Source organism: Halorussus salilacus (assembly GCF_024138125.1).
GTDB lineage: Archaea > Halobacteriota > Halobacteria > Halobacteriales > Haladaptataceae > Halorussus > Halorussus salilacus.
The window spans coordinates 1,925,869-1,941,932 of sequence record NZ_CP099993.1 but is presented as its reverse complement, the minus strand read 5'-3'; the positions used below and the strand labels follow the sequence as shown (position 1 = coordinate 1,941,932).

The window sequence follows — 16,064 nt, the reverse complement described above, 5'->3', positions numbered from 1 at the left end:
TGCTCGCAGTCTGCGGTCCTCATCCCTCGCGCATGAGGGCGCGACGCCGCGGGCGTCGCGCCAGCGCGCGCCGACGACGTTGGAGTTCTCTTAGAGACAGGTCCTGCTCAGTCGTCTGCGTGCGCGCCCACGGCCCGGGTCGTCGAACTATCGCCGTACAGCGTTCTCGCGGCGAGCAGGCCAGCCACCCCCACGAGCGCGACGCAGGCCAGATACTCCACCTGAAAGCCGAACAGTTCGGCGAACGGGAGCGCGACCAGCGGGCCGAGCGTCGACCCGAGGTCGCCGAAGACGTTGTAGACGCCCCCGAGCTTCCCCACGTCGTCGGCGGGGCTGATGTCCCCGAGGTACGCGAGCAGGGGCGGGTTCGTCCCGCCGACGCCGATGCCGACGAGCGCGACTCCGACGAGCGTCGCTTCGAGCGTGGGGTAGAGCGCGAGCAGGGCGAACCCGGCGGCGAAGACGGTCAGCGCGGGCAGGGTGAGCGCGGCCCGGTTCGAGAGGCGGTCGGAGTACCGGCCCACGAGCAGGGTGGTCAGGCTCGACCCCGCGACGCTCACGGCCATTACGAGGCCGCTCGCGCCGACGCCCGAGAGGCTCCCGATGCCGATGCCGAACTCCTCGGCGTAGAGCACGATGGTCGAGAGCAGGACGCCCGCGAACAGAAAGCGCACGACGAAGTTGATGGCTCCGACCGTGAAGATGCGGACGTCGGCCCCGACGATGGCGGGGAGCTGGCGGAGACTGCTGGTCGTCTCCACGTCGGCGTTGATGTCGGGGAGGACGGCCACCGCGACCACCGCGGCGAACAGGCCCGCGACCCCCGCGACCAGGAACGCCTCGGTGTAGCCGAACGCGTCGGTCACGATGCCGCCGACCACCAGCCCCATTGGGAACCCGAGGCTCTGGCCGCCGCGCATGTAGCCGACCCACTTGCCCCGGTTGTCGGGCGTCGTGATGTGGGTGATGGTGCTGAACGCGCCGACGAAGACGAACGCCGACCCGAAGCCCCAGCACGCCCGCGAGAGGAAGAAGATGGTGCCGCTGTCGAGCGGAATCGGCCCGGGGTTCAGCGCGAGGACGTACCCGAAGGGGACGAACCCTTGGACGAAGAAGCCCGCGATCATCGGCCTGCGGGTCCCCATCGTGTCGAGTATCTGGCCCGCGGGCGTGTTCATCAGGAGTCGAGTGAACCGGTTTATCGAGAGGATGAGCCCGACGAACAGCGACGAGAGACCGAGGATGTTCCCGAGCGAGGGGATGGTCGGGAACGCGACCCCGCCGCCGAGTCCGCCGAGGAACACGCCCGCGACGAGACTTCCGACGACGTACCGCACGCTCGGGTCGTCGCCGCCGACCAGCCGACTCATTCGGTATCGGGCCTCCGGAGCCACGCGACCCAGTCCTCGACCACGGCCTCGCGAACGTCCTCGGCAACGTCGGCGTCGAGCGTGACCTGGTGGAGTCGCGCGCCGTTGACGGTCGCGAGCAACCACGTCGCGGTGCGCGCGGGGTCGACCTCGCGGAAGACCCCGCGCTCGATTCCCTCCTCGATGATGGCGGCCGCGGCGTCCTCGACGAACCGGTAGTTGGTGGTGAGTTGCTCGCGGAAGGCGTCGTCGTGGGGGGCCTGTGCGCGAACTTCGAGTAGCGCGGTGTGGTACTCCCAGTGGTCGGTCTCCGAGCGCGACTCGTGAGTCCCGAGCAGGAGGGCGTCGACGAGCGCCACGAGGCGCTGTTCGGGGTCGTCGATGGCGTCGATGTCGACGGTGTCGAGAAAACGGTCGAGCAGGTAGTCGAGGAACGCGACCAGCAGGTCCTCCTTGGTGTCGTAGTGGTAGTGGAGGACGGCCTTCGTCTTGTCGAACTCGTCGGCGATGGCCTGCATCGTGAGGCCAGCGTAGCCGTGCTTGCAGAGCGCGGCGTACGTCGCCTCCATGATGTCGGTCCGGGTGTCTGGCTCGTCGCCGGTGTCCTCCGTCGCGTTCATACTAACCGGTTAGTCAGTCCGGCGGGAAAGATGTTGGCTTCTTCGGTCGGGAACGGGCCCGGTCGGGCGGGTTGCACTCGACGAAGAGTTAATAATATCATCCCTAATCTAGTAAGTAATTTTAAGTTACTGTATCTACATATCGGTTCTGTATGATAGATAATCATACAAACAGACGAACGGTGTTGAAGAGTATCGGAGCGACGGGACTCGCGGGAGCGGCGCTCTCGTCACTCGGAACTGCGGCCACGAAACGCGACGCACCCGTGGACAAGAGCACGGCCCGGAAAATCGCCCGGTCGGCCGTGGGGGATATCGGACAGAGGGACGAGTTCGGACGGTGGAGCGCGGAGGGCGTCAAGTCGCCGGAACTGTTCTACACCAGGGTCGAAGACGGCGGAACGACGAAGCACGCGCCCCGGTCGTGGATATTCCCCATCGAGAACCGGGGCGAGGACGTCGGATACATCAACGTGAGCGCCCGCCAGACCGAGCGAGCGGTACTCGGATACGGCGGAAGCGAGGCCCCACAGCGGAAACTGACCGAAGCGAAGCGAAAGACTCCCGCCAGCAGTAAATCCCTGACCGGTCGGTTTCTGTACCGCGGCGGCGTCGAGTTCCTCGTCGAATCGACAGACGTCGGGGCCGTCGACCTCCGAAGCGGGAGACCGAATCGCGCCGGACCCGTGGCAGACATCGCGAGTCTGATGCCCACCGAGGACGGAGCCTCCAGTAGCGACAAGGACCAGGAGGACGACGAGGACTGGTCAGGTAGCACGGACGATGAGGTGTCCGGCGTTCCGAACTGGACCGAGCAGGACGGTGGCGGGGCCGACGAGACCGACATCGGAACCGGACGCGACAGTTGGGACGAGTGGGACGGTTGCATCCCGGTCGCGGCCTCCATCGTCCTCGGGTACCACGAGGGCTTGGACGACACCGACGACGAGGACCGGGAGGCGCTCATCGACCGCCTGCACATCCAGATGGGTACCGGAGAGGGCGACCTCTGTGACATCTGTACCTACTGGAAGGACATTCCGCCGGGGATAGAGGACTACTCCCACGGGTCGAACTCCTACAACGCCAACAACGTTCACTCCGGATTCAAAGGGAACGTCAAGAGCGCGATATCGAACGACGATCCCTGCATGCTCAACATGGAGAACGGACCCTACACGGACAAGGGCGAGGGACATTCGGTCTGCGTCGTCGGTTACCGGGAGGAGTCGTGCGGAACCTTCTGTAGCAACATGTACTACAAGGTCTACAACACCTACGCCACCAGCCCGGACCTCGTCACTCACGGCTCGTGGGGGGACGCCTGCGTCACGGAAGTGACGGTCCAGTAACCGTCGGTCTGCTCGCGGACCGACGGTTCAGGCGAACTCGTCGGCGAACACGACGTTGTCCGACCCGTCGTAGAGCAGGTGGAGTCCGCCCCCGCTCTCGGGGGTCCACGTCGCTTCTTCGTCGTACCCCTCTTCGAGGCCGACCGAGATGTCGTACTCCGAACCGTACAGTACCTTGTTGTGAATCGTGTGTGTCTCCGCGGGGTCGAGTTCCACAGTCTGGTCTATCGGAACCGTCTCGTCCGAATCCGAGTCGGACTCGGTGCGCTCGGCGCGAATCGAGACGCCGATGGTCTCGTCGTGGAGGTTGTGGACGTTGACGTCGGCGGCACCCCGCCCTCCGGCCGCGTTCGATTCCGCGTCGTCGTTCGACCCCGCCCGCAGACCCGAGCATCCTGCGGTTATCGGCACCAGCGTCGTCGCGGAGAGGCCGAGCAGGGACCGGCGGCTAAATTTCATGTAATAATGTCATTTTACTACTACTAAGGCATAAGCTTTCCCGCCGACGCGAGCGAACGGTCGGGACGAACCGACACGCTCGGGTCGGCCAATCGAGGGTGCCAGGACGACCTTCGGTCGACGGGGGTCGTCATCGGTACCCCTGACGGCCCGCACTGCGTGAGGCTTTTCACCCCGAGCGCGCAACTCCCACTCGGTGGCGATGAAGAAAGTTACCCCCTCCGAGCCCCTTGTGACGAGGACCTTCCACCGAGCCACCGACCATACGCGGTGAGACCGCCGAAGGCGTTCACCCGAACTTTGACCTTCCGACGCGGTAGATACGTCTCCATGCACGTCGAACGACTCGCCATTCACGACTCGGTGAGCGCCGTCTTCCCCCCGGAGCGACTCGGCGAGGAGCTCTCGGACCTCGGGGTCGACGTCGGCGTCGTCGGCGACGACGGCGTCGCCGACTGCGACGCCGTCGTCACCTTCGCCCACACCGACGCCTTCCTCGACGCCGACCTCGACTGGGTCCACTCGATTCAGGCCGGATACGACCGCTTCCCGCTTTCGGAGTTCGAGGGGGCCGACATCGCGCTGACCAACAGCACGGGCATCCACGACACCAGCGTCGGCGAGTTCGCGGTCGGCCTGATGCTGTCGTTCGCGCGCAGACTCCACACCTACGTCCGAGCGCAGGAGGACCGCGAGTGGGAACACCCCGCGTGGGACGAACCGTTCACCCTCGACGGCGAGCGCCTCTGCGTCGTCGGCCTCGGCACCCTCGGCAGGGGCATCGCCGAGCGCGCCGACGCGCTCGGCATGCGGGTCACGGGCGTCCGGCGCTCGGGCGACCCGGTCGCGGGCGTCGAGGAGGTCTACACCCCCGACCGCCTCCGCGAGGCAGTCGGTGAGGCCAAGTTCGTCGCGCTCGCGGTCCCGCTGACCGACGAGACCGAGGGACTGATCGGCAGGGCGGAACTCGACGCGATGCGCGAGGACGCCTACCTCCTCAACGTCGCCCGCGGGCCGGTCGTCGTCGAGGACGAACTGGTCGCCGCGCTCCGGGAGGGCGAACTCGCGGGCGCGGGCCTCGACGTGTTCGAGACCGAACCCCTCCCCGCCGACTCGCCGCTGTGGGACTTCGAGGAGGTCGTGGTGACGCCCCACCGCGCCGCGGCCACGCGGGACTACTACCGGGACATCGCGGATTTGGTGCGCGAGAACGTCGGCGCGATACGAGACGGCCAGGAGTTGATGAACCGGGTCGTCTGAGCGCTCGCGTCCGATTCGACCCTCTCATCGCATCCAAACGTTCAAAGCCGAAGCCGACCAACCCCGCGCCAGTGACCTCCGACGATTCGTGGCGCGACATCTTCGGCCACGACGACCCCTACGACGAGCAGGTCGACGGCATCGAGACCGCCATCGAGACCGCCCGCGACGGCGGCTTCACCGTCGTCGAGGGAGCCTGCGGCACCGGCAAGACCATGCTGGCGCTGACCGCGGGCGTCGACCTCGTCCGGGACCCCGACAGCGACTTCGAGCGCGTGGTCGTGCTCACCAGCGTCAAGCAACAGCTCCGGCAGTTCGAACAGGACCTCCGGACCGTCAACGCGACCCTCCCCGACGACTGGACCCCCGTCACGGGCCTGACCCTCGTGGGGAAGGCCGACGTGTGTCCCTACAACCGCGAGAACGCGGGCGGAATCGACGACGGCAACGTCTACGAGCGGTGTGAGACCCTCCGCGAGGACACCCGGGCGATTACGGGCGAGGGCGGTTCGACGACCGCCCAGAACCTCGTCTCGCGCGCCCGGAGCCAGCAGACCGGGCTGGCCGACTCCGGCTCGCAGGGCCGGGCCGCCGCGCGGTTCCTCGAAACCGCCGACGAGCCGACCCCCTACCCGCCGGAGATGCCCGAGTACGACAATCTGGAGTACTGCCCGTTCTACGCCCAGTTCCTCGAAGACGTGCCCGACGACGGCGACGCCGTGGAGGCGGTGCCGTTCGACTTCGACGGGATGGGACTCATCGACCCCGAGCAACTGGTCGCGCTGTCGGTCCAGCACGGCACCTGCCCCCACTCGATGATGGGCGCGATTCTGGGTCACGCCGAGGTCGTGGTCGGAAATTATTATCACGCGTTCGACCCCGTGACGGCCGGGACCTTCACGGGGGCCCTGCTCGACGACTCGACGTTCGTGGTCTGCGACGAGGCCCACATGCTCGAACCGCGGGTCCGGGACCTCGTGAGCGACGCGGTGGCCGACAAGACGCTTCGGGACGCCGAGTCGGAACTCAGTCAGGTCATCCAGCCGCTGAAGTTCGAGGGAAAGGAGGGCCAGACCACTGCCGACGCCGACCTCGTTCGCGGGGAACTCGGAGACAGCGACGTGAGCCTCACCGAACTCGAAGAGACCCGCGAGTTCGTCCGGGACCTCCGAGAGGAACTCGACCGGCGGGTCACCGCCCACCTCGAACGCGAGCACCGGGGCTGGAAGTCGGCCCTCGCCGACCTCCCCGACGACGAGATTCCCCTTCGTCCGCCGACCCAGCCCCAGGAGGACGAGATATCCGAGTGGGCGGCGGGCAGGGGGTACCACGACGGCGTCTGGGTGCGCGCCGAAGCCGTGGGCGCGGTCGTCGCCCGCATCCTGAACGAGGCCGAAGACGAGGAGAAAGAGCGCGCGGCCCCCGCGGCGGGCCGCGTGCTGGGCGAGTGGTACCGCAACGACCACGAACGCTACTTCCGCGAAATCGTGCTCGAACGGACGTGGAACGAGAAAGAGCCCCGCGACTCGTGGCGGCGGGCCTACAACGCCCGGTTCGCGATGCAGAACTGCGTGCCCAGCGACGCCATCGGCGAGCAGTTGGGGGAGTTCGGCGGCGGGATACTGATGAGCGCGACCCTCGAACCGCTGGACGTGTTCGAGGAGGTGACGGGTCTCAATCACCTCGAACGCGAGGAGGGACGCCCCGTGGTCGAGCGGACCTACGGCCTGAACTTCCCGGGGGACAACCGCGAGAGCTTCGCGGTCGATGCGCCCAAATTCACCTACGAGAATCGGGGCGGGCCGGACGAGGAGTCACAGACGAGGCGGATGTACGCCGACGCGCTACGCGAGGTAGCGACCGAGACGCCCGGCAACGTCCTCGTGGGGATGCCCAACTACGCCGAGGCCGAGTGGGCCGCCGAGCGCCTCCGGGAGAACCCCCGGGTGGAGAAGCCGGTCCTGTTGGACGAGAGCAGCGCCGACGACGCCACCGAGGACCTCAAGGCCGAGTTCTTCGGCGGCGGGTCGAAGGTCCTCGTGACCAGCCTCCGGGGCACCCTCACCGAGGGGGTCGACTACGAGGGCGACAGGCTCCGTGCCGCGGTGGTGTGTGGCGTCCCCATCATCAACACCGCGAGCCCCCGGACGAAAGCGGTTCGGACCGCCTACGACCGCGCGTTCGGAGACGGGTTCGAGTACGCGCTGACCGTCCCGGCGGTCCGGAAGGCGAGACAGGCCCTCGGGCGGGTGATCCGCGGGCCCGAAGAGGTCGGGGTCCGCGTCCTCGTGGATTCGAGATACGCCCGCGAGTCGTGGGACAGCGTCCGCGGATACCTCCCCGAGAGCGAGCGCGAGGAGTTCCAGCCCGTCAGCCCCGACATGCTCTCGCTCGGTCTGGAGCGGTTCTGGCGCGACCGGGACTGAGTTCCGAGAAGAACGCCGGGCCGAGGGGCCAAGCCGCCGCTACCGGGACGCGTCGAGCGCGCGCTCGGCGCGCTCGACGCCGACGACGTGGGCGTCCTCGGGGTCGAACCCCACCCGGAGAACGTCCTCGTCGGGACGCTCCGGAATTCGGAGGGCCACCTCGCGACCCTCCCAGTCCAGATGCACGCGGAACGACTCGCCGAGGAACTCGACCGCCTCGACGGTCGCCTCGACGGCGTTGCGGGGGGTTGCGCGACGGAGGTCCTCGGGCCGGACCGAGAACGTGACCGACGCGCCCTCGGGCGCGTCGAGTCCCGCCACGTCGAAGCGGGTCCCGGCGACCCACACCCCGCCGTCGCGGGCCTCGCCCTCGAAGACGTTGTTGTCGCCGAGGAACTCCGCGACGAACCGGGTCGCGGGCCGCCGGTACACCGCCTCGGGTGCGCCGACCTGCTCGATTCGGCCGTCGTTCATCACCGCCACGCGGTCGCTCACCGCCAGCGCCTCCTCCTGGTCGTGGGTGACGTAGACGGTGGTGATGTCCAACTCCGACTGGATGGCCTTGACCTGCGTCCGGAGGCGCTGGCGGAGTCGGGCGTCGAGCGCGCTCATGGGTTCGTCGAGCAGGAGGACCGCCGGGCCCGGCGCGAGCGCCCGCGCCAGCGCGACGCGCTGGCGCTGGCCGCCCGAGAGTTCGTCGGGGTCGCGCTCGCCGAATCCTTCGAGGTCGACCAGTTCGAGGAGTTCGGCCACGCGCTCGTCTCGCGTCTTCCCCTCGGGCGGGTCGCGGAACCGCAGGCCGTAGGCGACGTTCTCCGCGACGGTCATGTGCGGGAACAGCGCGTAGGTCTGGAACACGACGCCCACGTCGCGGTCCTCGGGCGCGACTCCCGACATCTCGCGGTCGCCGAACCCGACCGACCCCCTGTCGAGGGTCTCGAAGCCCGCGATTGCCCGGAGGGTCGTGGTCTTGCCACACCCCGAGGGACCGACCAGCGTGAAGAACTCGCCGTCCTCGATGTCGAGGCTCACGTCCCGGAGCGCGGTGACGCCGCCGAAGGACTTCGAAACCCCCGAGAGGTGGAGGTCGGTCACGCCTCCCACCTCCTCGGGGGCGTGAGGCGCTCGCAGGGCGAGCGCCTCACGCCTCCTCTTTCTGGAGGCCTCCGGGGCTCCCGGTGGGAGGCCCGGAGGCCTCCCATTCTCCGGAGGCCTTCGACGGTCGAACAGGTCGACCGTCTCACGCCTCCCATTCTCCGGAGGCCTTCGACGGTCGAACAGGTCGACCGTCTCACGCCTCCCACCTCCCCCCGAGGCGGTCGATGACGACGAAACTGAGGCTGGTCACCGCGAGCAGGACCGTGCCCATCGCGGTGGCCGGGCCGAGGGTGCGATTTCCGATGTAGCGCTCGACGGCGACCGGCATCGTGTAGCTAGAGCTTCCGGTCGCCAAAATCACCGTCGAATCGAACTCGCCGATGCTGATGGCGAACGCGAACGCCGCGCCCGCCGCCACGCCCGACGCGACCAGCGGGAGTTCCACGTCGAGCAGGGCGCGCACCCGGGTCGCGCCGAGCGCGCGCGCCGACTCGACCATCGAGCGGTCGACGCTCGCGAGCAGGGGCGAGACGTTCCGGACGACGAAGGGGTAGGCCGCGACCGCGTGGGCCGCGACGATGGCGCTGGTGCCCGCGACCTGAATTCGGTGGCCCCAGAGTTCGACGCCGAAGACCAGCCCTCGCAACATCCCGAGACCGACGACCACGCCGCTGACCGCGAGCGGGGCCATCGCCGCGGCGTCGGCGAGCTTGCTCCCCCGGCGGCCCCGGGTCGTGAGCACCGAGATGGTGACGCCCATCGGGAGCGCGACGAGCAGGGTGGCCGCGCCGAACAGCAGGGAGTTTCGGACCGCCACGCCGGGTTTGGTCTGGAAGTCCGCGCCGGTGGCCTGTCGCTCGACGAGGAACTCGTAGTACCGGAGCGTGAACCCCTGCGGGCCGGTGAGGCTCTCGGTGACCATACTGAGGAGGGGGCCGAGGAAGACGACCGCGACCACGAGCGCGTAGGCGACGACGCCCGCTCGTTCGAGGGCCGCGAACGGGGAGAAGTCGTCGGGGAGCAGGCGCTTGCGGGCGGGGGGGTTCGCCGCGCGGCCGCCCGCCTGCCGGGCCTCGTACCGGAGGTAGGCGTAGGTCAGCCCGAGCGATATCGCGGTCTCGACGACCGCGAGCGTGGCGGCCTCGGCGTAGTCGAGCTGCTGGACCAGCGCGTATATCCACACCTCCACGGTGGCGAGCTCGAAGCCACCGAGCGCGAGCACGATGGGAAACGACATGAACGTGAACACGAAGGTCAGGAGCGCGCCCGTGAGGACCGCGGGCAGGAGCTGGGGCGCGAGCACGTCCACAAACGCCCGGTAGGGGTTCGCGCCGAGGCTCCGGGCGGTCTCGACCGTCCGGGCGTCGACGCTCTCCCACGCCGCGGTCGTGACGCGCGCGACGAGGGGTGCGTTGTAGAAGGCGTGGGCGACCACGATGGCTTCGAGGGTCCCCAGCACGGTGACGCGGCCGATTCCCAGCACGGCGAGCAGGTCGTTGAACAGGCCGTTCGTCCCGAAGAACGCGTAGAAGCCGATGGCGACCATGATGGAGGGGAGGACGAACGGGACGATGGTGAGCGACCGAATCGTCCGCCTGCCCGGGAACTCGTAGCGCGAGAGGACGTAGGCCCCGGGCAGGCCGAGCAGGACGCTGGCGACAGTCGAGAGCGCGGCCTGATACGCGGTGAACCCGAACAGTCCCAGCGGCGTGGACTCGGCGACCTCGCCGACCCCGGCGAGGTCGCCCTCGAACAGCGGCGCGAGCACGCCGAAGTAGAAGGGGTCGGTGAACACCGCCCGAACCACGCCGAGGGTCCACTCGCCGCCGGTTCGGAGCGCGTCGGCGAAGACGGTGAGGACAGGGTAGTAGAACAGGACCGCGAGGACGAGCGCGGTCGCGACCCCGAGGACCGCCAACGCGCGGCGTTCGAGACGCTCGCCGACCGCCTCGCCGAGCGCGAGGGCCCCGTCTCGGGTCACGGCCGGGTCACTTGCCCGCGATCTGGCGCGCCCACGTATCGACCCACTCGTCGACGTTGCCCTGTAGCTCCTCGTAGGTGAACGTCACGGGGTCGTCGGGCACCTTGGCGTACTCCTCGAACTCCTCGCTGAGTTCGGCCCAGTCGGTCGCGGGGAACTGGACGTTCCGCATCGCGATCTCGCCCTGGGCCTCCGCCGAGAGCACGAAGTCCATGAACGCCTCGGCGAGTTCGGGGTTCGGCGCGTCTGCGAACCGCGCCATCCCCTCGGGGTTGGCGTACCCCTGCCCGTCGAGGAACGAGACCTGGTGCTCGTCGAGGTCCGCCCCCTCGCGGTTGGCGTACACCTGGTCGGTCGAGTACGAGACCACCATCGGGGCCTCGCCCTCGTCCCACGCGGTGTAGGCGTCGTCCCACGACCCGAGGATGCGCACGTCGTTGTCGACCAACTGCTCCCAGTAGTCGAGGTAATTCTCCTCGCCGCGGTTGTGGATGGTCCACAGCAGGAACGCCCGTCCGGTCGCGGCGCTCTGGGCGTTCTGGACGATGAGGTCGCCCGCGTACTCGTCGGTCGTCAGCGCGTCGAACGTCTCGGGGTCCTCGACCTCGGTGCCGTCGTAGACGAGGCTGATGTAGCCCGTGTCGTAGGGAACCGCGCGTTGCTGGGGGTCGAACTTGAGGTCGTCCTCGACGTGGTCGTAGTGCTCCAGCGCGTCGACGCTCGATGCGAACAGTCCCCCGTCGCCGAGCTGTTCGTCGATGCGGATGAGGTGGTCGACGTTGATGCCCACGTACAGGTCGGCGTCGATGTCCACGCCCTGCTGGGCGCGCTGGATGTAGTAGTTCATCTCGTTGTCCGGCGTCGCCCACTCGACGGTCACGTCGGGATGGCGCTCCTCGAAGGTCTCCTTGAGCCACGGGCCGGGCGCGGAACTCGGCGCGTCCACGAACGAACCGTAGGTGGCGACCGTCAGCGTGCCGCTGAGGCCCTCGTCGGCTTCGGTCGTCTCCTCGTCGGTCTCCTCCGCAGTCGTCTCGGTCCCCTCCGTCGTCGTCTCCTCGGTGGTCGCGGTTTCGGCCGTCTCCTCGGTGGTGTCCTGCTGGCCCGCGTCGTCGCTGCCGAGACAGCCAGCGAGGCCGAGCAGGCCCCCCGCCGCTCCGCTCTTGAGGAATGTTCGTCGGTCCATTACCCGGTGGTTGCATCCAGTAATACTTAATTGGCGTGGTGTCGGCGTCGGCGGCCTGCCCGAGCGACCGCTTCGCGGGATTCCCAGTCGCGTGTCGGGCCGCCCCGGGGCGGCCCGACACGCGACGTCTGACCGCTGGGCCCCGAGCGTCGCGTCGGACCCGCGGGATGTCCGAAGGATTTTCCTCCCGGGGTTCGATTCCCGGCCTATGTCCGCGAACCGACAGCGGGTGTTGGCCGCGATACTGGCGGCGCTGGGTCTGCTCGCGTCGGCGGTGCTGTTCGACGTGCTCGGTACCGTCTTCTTCGCCATCACGGTCGCGTACGTCCTCACGCCGCTCCACGAGGAACTGGTCGACCGCGGCATCCCCCCGTGGTGGGCCAGCGCCGCCGCGACCGGGGTCGCGTTCGTCGGCGTCGTCGCGCTGTTCGCCTCGTTCGTCTTCCTCATCTACCGACGCCAGACCGAACTGCTGGCGGTTCTGCGGGACTTCCCGGACAGCGTCACGGTCGAGGTCCTCGGAATGGTCTACAGCGCCGACGCGAGCATTCTGACCGGGTTCCTCCGCGAGAACCTCACGGACGTTGCGCTCCGGGTCGCCCGCGCCGCACCCGTGCTCGCGCTCAAGGTCACGCTGTTCGCGCTGGTGGTGTTCGCACTGCTGTTGCGACGCGAGCAGGCCCGCAAGGCCCTGCTCGCGCCGGTCCCTCACGAGTACCGGCCCGTCGCCTCGGCGTTCCACGAGCGGACCCGCGCGACGCTGTTCGCCATCTACGTGCTACAGGCCGCGACCGCCTTCGCCACCTTCCTCGTCGCGCTACCGGTCTTCTCGCTGCTGGGCTACGACCTCTTCGTCACGCTGGCGTTGCTGTCGGGGTTCCTCCAGTTCCTCCCCATCGTCGGCCCGTCGGTGCTGGTCGCCGCGCTGGCGGCCTATCAGGTGAGCGTGGGCGACGTGACCGCCGCGGTCCTCGTGGGCGTGCTGGGCGCGGTCCTCGTCGGCTGGCTACCCGACGCGGTCATCCGGACGCGCCTCGCCCGCCAGACCGCGGGGCTACCGGGGAGCCTCTACTTCGTCGGCTTCACGGGCGGCCTGCTCAGCCTCGGGCCGGTGGGGTTCATCGCGGGACCGCTGGTGGTGGCGCTGCTCGTGGAGGCCGCCGACATGCTGGCCGCCGAGGTGAACGGTAACGGGAAGGGAGACGGAAGCGAAATCGACGGCGCGAACGGCGGTGACCACGGCGGCGGAAGGAGCGGGGGAGACCACGAAGCGCGAGACGCCGGGAGCGAGGACGGCGAAACTACCGGGAAAGGGAAGCCGTCGAAAACGCGCCGATAGGCGTCACTCCCCGGTCTCGATGGCCCCGCCCGCGTCCTCCCACTCGGTCAGGCTCCCCTCGTAGAACTCCAGATTCGGATAGCCCAGCCACGAGAGCACGACGTAGGTGTGGCTGATTCGCCGGGCGGTGTTGCAGTAGAGGACGATTCGCTTGTCGGGTATGATGGCGTGGGACTCCAGAATCGACTCCAGTTCCGCGCGCGGTTTCAGGCCGCGGGTCTCGTCGTCCACCAGTTCGCGCCAGTCGAGATTGACCGCGCCGGGGATGTGACCCTCCGCGAACTCCCAGTCCTCGCGGGTGTCCACGAGGACGGCGTCGGGGTCGTCGACGGCGCTCTCGACGCGCTCGCGGTCCACGAGGGGCGAGTCGGTCGGCTCTCGGGTCTCGTAGGTCGTCGGCTCGACGGTCGGGGCCTCGGTCGAGGTCTCGCGCTCGCGCATCCACGAGCTGTAGTCGCCGTCGAGCAGGCGGAGGTCCTCGTGGCCGTACAGTTCGGCGGTCACGAGGAAGCGCGCGGCGAACACGCCGTGGGTGTCGTCGTAGGCGACCACGGTGTCGTCGGCCGAGATACCCGCGTCGCCGAGCAGGTCGGCCCACCGCTGTTCGCCCGGGAGCATGCCAGCGTCTCGCGGGACCTGCCCGCTCGACGTTTCCGCGGAACGTGGTTCCGCGCTCTCCTCGTCGCTCGCGCTCCGGAACTCCTCGAAGGGGATGTTGACCGCTCCCGGAACGTGGCCGATGCCGTCGTACTCCCACGCCTCGCGCACGTCGACGACGCGGACCTCGTCGAGGCGCTCGGCGAGCCACTCGGCGCTCACTACGACGTTCTCGTTCATCACCTCGGCGTAGGGGCGCTGGCAGTATAGGTGTCCGGTTCCGGGAGGTTTCGCGGCGTCTCGCAGACACCGGCAGTTATTTCCGGAACTCGGCCGACAGGACCTTGCCGACTCGGCCGGGAGACCCGAACCCGCTCGTACACCGGCAATCCTTTCCGGAAGGGGCGACACATGGCGGAACCTTCCTGAGTGCCAAGGATATAACGTGTGGGGACCGTAGGGTATGGCGTATGAGCGACACAGAGTACGCCAACGACGTGGTCGTCTCCGCCGACTGGGCCGAAGACCACCTCGACGAGTTCCAGAGCGACGACCCCGAGTACCGACTCGTGGAAGTGGACGTAGACACCGAGGCCTACGACGAGGCCCACGCGCCGGGTGCCATCGGCTTCAACTGGGAGACCCAACTGCAGGACCAGACCCAGCGCGACATCCTCGAAAAGGACGACTTCGAGGACCTGCTGGGGAGCCACGGCATCACCGAGGACTCGACGGTCGTGCTGTACGGCGACAACTCCAACTGGTTCGCGGCCTACGCCTACTGGCAGTTCAAGTACTACGGCCACGACGACGTGCGCCTGCTCGACGGCGGCCGCGAGTACTGGGTCGAGAACGACTACCCGACCACCGACGAGGTGCCGGAGTTCTCCGAGCAGAGCTACGAGGCGGGCGGTCCCCGCGAGTCCATCCGGGCGTACCGCGACGACGTGGAGAAGGCCATCGACCGCGGCGTCCCGCTCGTCGACGTCCGCTCGCCCGAGGAGTACAGCGGCGAGGTGCTGGCCCCGCCGGGACTTCAGGAGACCGCCCAGCGCGGCGGCCACATCCCGGGCGCGAAGAACATCTCGTGGGCCGCCGTGACGAACGACGACGGCACCTTCAAGACCCGCGACGAGCTCGAAGAGCTCTACGCCGAGGAGGGCATCGACGGCGAGGGAACCACGGTCGCGTACTGCCGCATCGGCGAGCGCTCGTCGGTCGCGTGGTTCGCGCTCCACGAACTGCTGGGCTACGAGGACGCCGTCAACTACGACGGGTCGTGGACCGAGTGGGGCAACCTCGTGGACGCCCCGATTGAGACCGGAAGCGGCGAATAGACCACATCCAACGTTCTTTTCGCGTCGCACCGAGACCCCCGAGATGGAGCCCCGACCGGCCGCCGGACGTGGCCGGTGACACCAGCCACCGGAAACACCCGGCGACACCAGCCACCGGGAAACAGCCGGTGACACCAGCCACCGCGGGCGGGACTGAAAGGGGCCGCTTGCTCGGCGAACCCCGGCGACGCAAGCACTGGAAGGAGCGAACGGCGTGAGCGACTGAAGCGCACAGCGAGCCGCGGGAGTCGAGCAAGCGGGGGCTTTCGAGCCATTCTTCGCGACGATGCTGGACGCGGTTCCGTCGGCACACGTCCCGCTGTTTTCTCGCCGCCGTCGCTACTTACAAACCGCCCCCCGACGTACCCCCACGCATGAACCCGGACGAGTTCCTCGACGCAGTCCGCGACGACAACGAGACCGCGCTCTCGCGTCTCGGCTCCTCGAAGTCGCTGTACGCCGAGACCGAGGGCGAGATGGACCCCGACGCCGTGTTCCGCGCGGCCGCTGAGGCCGAACACGCCGCGAGCGAGACGTTCCAGAAGTGGGCCGACGACGGGGACGCCGCGGAGGCGGTCCGCGAGGCTTTCGCCGAGTTCGCCGCACAGGAGCGCGACCACTACGAGCAGGTCGTCGGGAAGCTCGATTCGGACCACGAACCGAGCGACACTCCGGCCATCCACGAGTACCTGCGCGGCATCGAGGACGACGCGGGTCGCGTCGGTGGGTTCCTCGGGCGCACGCTCGCCAGCGAGAAGTCCAAGGCCCAGATGGTCGGCTTCTTCGTCGGGCAGGCCGACCCCCAGACCGCGCAGGTGTTCCGCGATTTAGGCGGGGACTTGGAGGGCCAGATCGAGCGCGGTACGGAGCTACTGGCGGAGGTCTGCGAGAGCGACGAGGACTACGAGCGCGCGCTGGAGGTCGCGAGCGGAGCGATTCAGGCGGCGTACGACGAGTACACGGAAACGTTGGAGGGAATGGGGGTGAATCCGAAGCCGGTGTGTTGAGCCATCTCGTTTGCGGGTCAGAAATAACGCCT

13 protein-coding genes are annotated in these 16,064 nt (G+C 68.4%); 6 read left to right on the top strand and 7 right to left on the bottom strand.

Features of this window, described 5'->3' with window-relative positions; translation table 11 throughout:
• Nucleotides 1–107 precede the first annotated feature (107 nt).
• Nucleotides 108–1,370 carry an MFS transporter gene (locus NGM10_RS09995; RefSeq protein ID WP_253478065.1) on the bottom strand — a complete coding sequence of 421 codons (1,263 nt, stop codon included), beginning with the start codon at nt 1,368–1,370 and terminating at the stop codon, nt 108–110.
• Nucleotides 1,367–1,990: a TetR/AcrR family transcriptional regulator gene (locus tag NGM10_RS09990; protein WP_253478062.1), complete on the bottom strand. Its 624-nt coding sequence runs from the start codon at nt 1,988–1,990 to the stop codon at nt 1,367–1,369. Before NGM10_RS09990 ends, NGM10_RS09995 begins: the two co-directional genes overlap by 4 nt.
• Before the next feature lie 266 nt (nt 1,991–2,256).
• On the opposite strand from NGM10_RS09990, the gene NGM10_RS09985 reads away from it, so the two are divergent.
• On the top strand, nt 2,257–3,342 hold the full coding sequence (locus NGM10_RS09985) for a C39 family peptidase (RefSeq protein WP_253478060.1): 1,086 nt from the start codon (nt 2,257–2,259) through the stop codon (nt 3,340–3,342).
• Between the two features lie 27 nt (nt 3,343–3,369).
• Here the strand turns inward: NGM10_RS09985 and NGM10_RS09980 are convergent, their stop codons facing one another.
• Complete coding sequence (locus NGM10_RS09980; RefSeq protein ID WP_253478057.1) at nt 3,370–3,801, bottom strand: hypothetical protein; 432 nt, start codon at nt 3,799–3,801, stop codon at nt 3,370–3,372.
• Nucleotides 3,802–4,131: 330 nt separating this feature from the next.
• Here NGM10_RS09980 and ddh point away from each other — a divergent pair, with 330 nt between their 5' ends.
• Nucleotides 4,132–5,061 carry a D-2-hydroxyacid dehydrogenase gene (gene ddh, locus NGM10_RS09975; RefSeq protein WP_253478054.1) on the top strand — a complete coding sequence of 310 codons (930 nt, stop codon included), beginning with the start codon at nt 4,132–4,134 and terminating at the stop codon, nt 5,059–5,061.
• A 71-nt stretch (nt 5,062–5,132) separates the two neighbouring features.
• Complete coding sequence (locus tag NGM10_RS09970; protein ID WP_253478051.1) at nt 5,133–7,487, top strand: ATP-dependent DNA helicase; 2,355 nt, start codon at nt 5,133–5,135, stop codon at nt 7,485–7,487.
• 39 nt (nt 7,488–7,526) lie between these two features.
• Here NGM10_RS09970 and NGM10_RS09965 read toward each other — a convergent pair whose 3' ends face one another.
• The 3 genes from NGM10_RS09965 to NGM10_RS09955 all read right to left on the bottom strand — a co-directional run bounded on the left by NGM10_RS09965 (nt 7,527) and on the right by NGM10_RS09955 (nt 11,752).
• Nucleotides 7,527–8,582 (bottom strand): ABC transporter ATP-binding protein, encoded by a 1,056-nt coding sequence (locus NGM10_RS09965; protein WP_253478048.1) that lies wholly within the window; start codon nt 8,580–8,582, stop codon nt 7,527–7,529.
• Between the two features lie 196 nt (nt 8,583–8,778).
• Entirely contained in the window at nt 8,779–10,566 is a 1,788-nt protein-coding gene (locus tag NGM10_RS09960; protein ID WP_253478045.1) for an ABC transporter permease, read from the bottom strand.
• Nucleotides 10,567–10,573: 7 nt separating this feature from the next.
• Entirely contained in the window at nt 10,574–11,752 is a 1,179-nt protein-coding gene (locus NGM10_RS09955; protein WP_253478042.1) for a thiamine ABC transporter substrate-binding protein, read from the bottom strand.
• A 208-nt stretch (nt 11,753–11,960) separates the two neighbouring features.
• Between NGM10_RS09955 and NGM10_RS09950 the strand changes: the two genes are divergently transcribed.
• On the top strand, nt 11,961–13,091 hold the full coding sequence (locus NGM10_RS09950; RefSeq protein ID WP_253478039.1) for an AI-2E family transporter: 1,131 nt from the start codon (nt 11,961–11,963) through the stop codon (nt 13,089–13,091).
• A gap of 3 nt (nt 13,092–13,094) precedes the next feature.
• On the opposite strand, the gene NGM10_RS09945 is transcribed toward NGM10_RS09950, so the two are convergent.
• Nucleotides 13,095–13,928 (bottom strand): sulfurtransferase, encoded by an 834-nt coding sequence (locus NGM10_RS09945; RefSeq protein ID WP_253478036.1) that lies wholly within the window; start codon nt 13,926–13,928, stop codon nt 13,095–13,097.
• Between the two features lie 230 nt (nt 13,929–14,158).
• On the opposite strand from NGM10_RS09945, the gene NGM10_RS09940 reads away from it, so the two are divergent.
• Entirely contained in the window at nt 14,159–15,025 is an 867-nt protein-coding gene (locus NGM10_RS09940) for a sulfurtransferase (protein WP_253478033.1), read from the top strand.
• Between the two features lie 374 nt (nt 15,026–15,399).
• Nucleotides 15,400–16,032, top strand: coding sequence for a rubrerythrin family protein (locus NGM10_RS09935; protein ID WP_253478030.1), 633 nt, complete (start codon nt 15,400–15,402; stop codon nt 16,030–16,032).
• Nucleotides 16,033–16,064: the final 32 nt, after the last annotated feature.

Coding starts and splice junctions, on each gene's coding strand:
- NGM10_RS09995 (WP_253478065.1), bottom strand. CDS start 1,370: ATGAGTCGGCTGGTCGGCGGCGACGACCCGAGCGTGCGGTACGTCGTC.
- NGM10_RS09990 (WP_253478062.1), bottom strand. CDS start 1,990: ATGAACGCGACGGAGGACACCGGCGACGAGCCAGACACCCGGACCGAC.
- NGM10_RS09980 (WP_253478057.1), bottom strand. CDS start 3,801: ATGAAATTTAGCCGCCGGTCCCTGCTCGGCCTCTCCGCGACGACGCTG.
- ddh (WP_253478054.1), top strand. CDS start 4,132: ATGCACGTCGAACGACTCGCCATTCACGACTCGGTGAGCGCCGTCTTC.
- NGM10_RS09955 (WP_253478042.1), bottom strand. CDS start 11,752: ATGGACCGACGAACATTCCTCAAGAGCGGAGCGGCGGGGGGCCTGCTC.
- NGM10_RS09950 (WP_253478039.1), top strand. CDS start 11,961: ATGTCCGCGAACCGACAGCGGGTGTTGGCCGCGATACTGGCGGCGCTG.
- NGM10_RS09945 (WP_253478036.1), bottom strand. CDS start 13,928: ATGAACGAGAACGTCGTAGTGAGCGCCGAGTGGCTCGCCGAGCGCCTC.
- NGM10_RS09940 (WP_253478033.1), top strand. CDS start 14,159: ATGAGCGACACAGAGTACGCCAACGACGTGGTCGTCTCCGCCGACTGG.
- NGM10_RS09935 (WP_253478030.1), top strand. CDS start 15,400: ATGAACCCGGACGAGTTCCTCGACGCAGTCCGCGACGACAACGAGACC.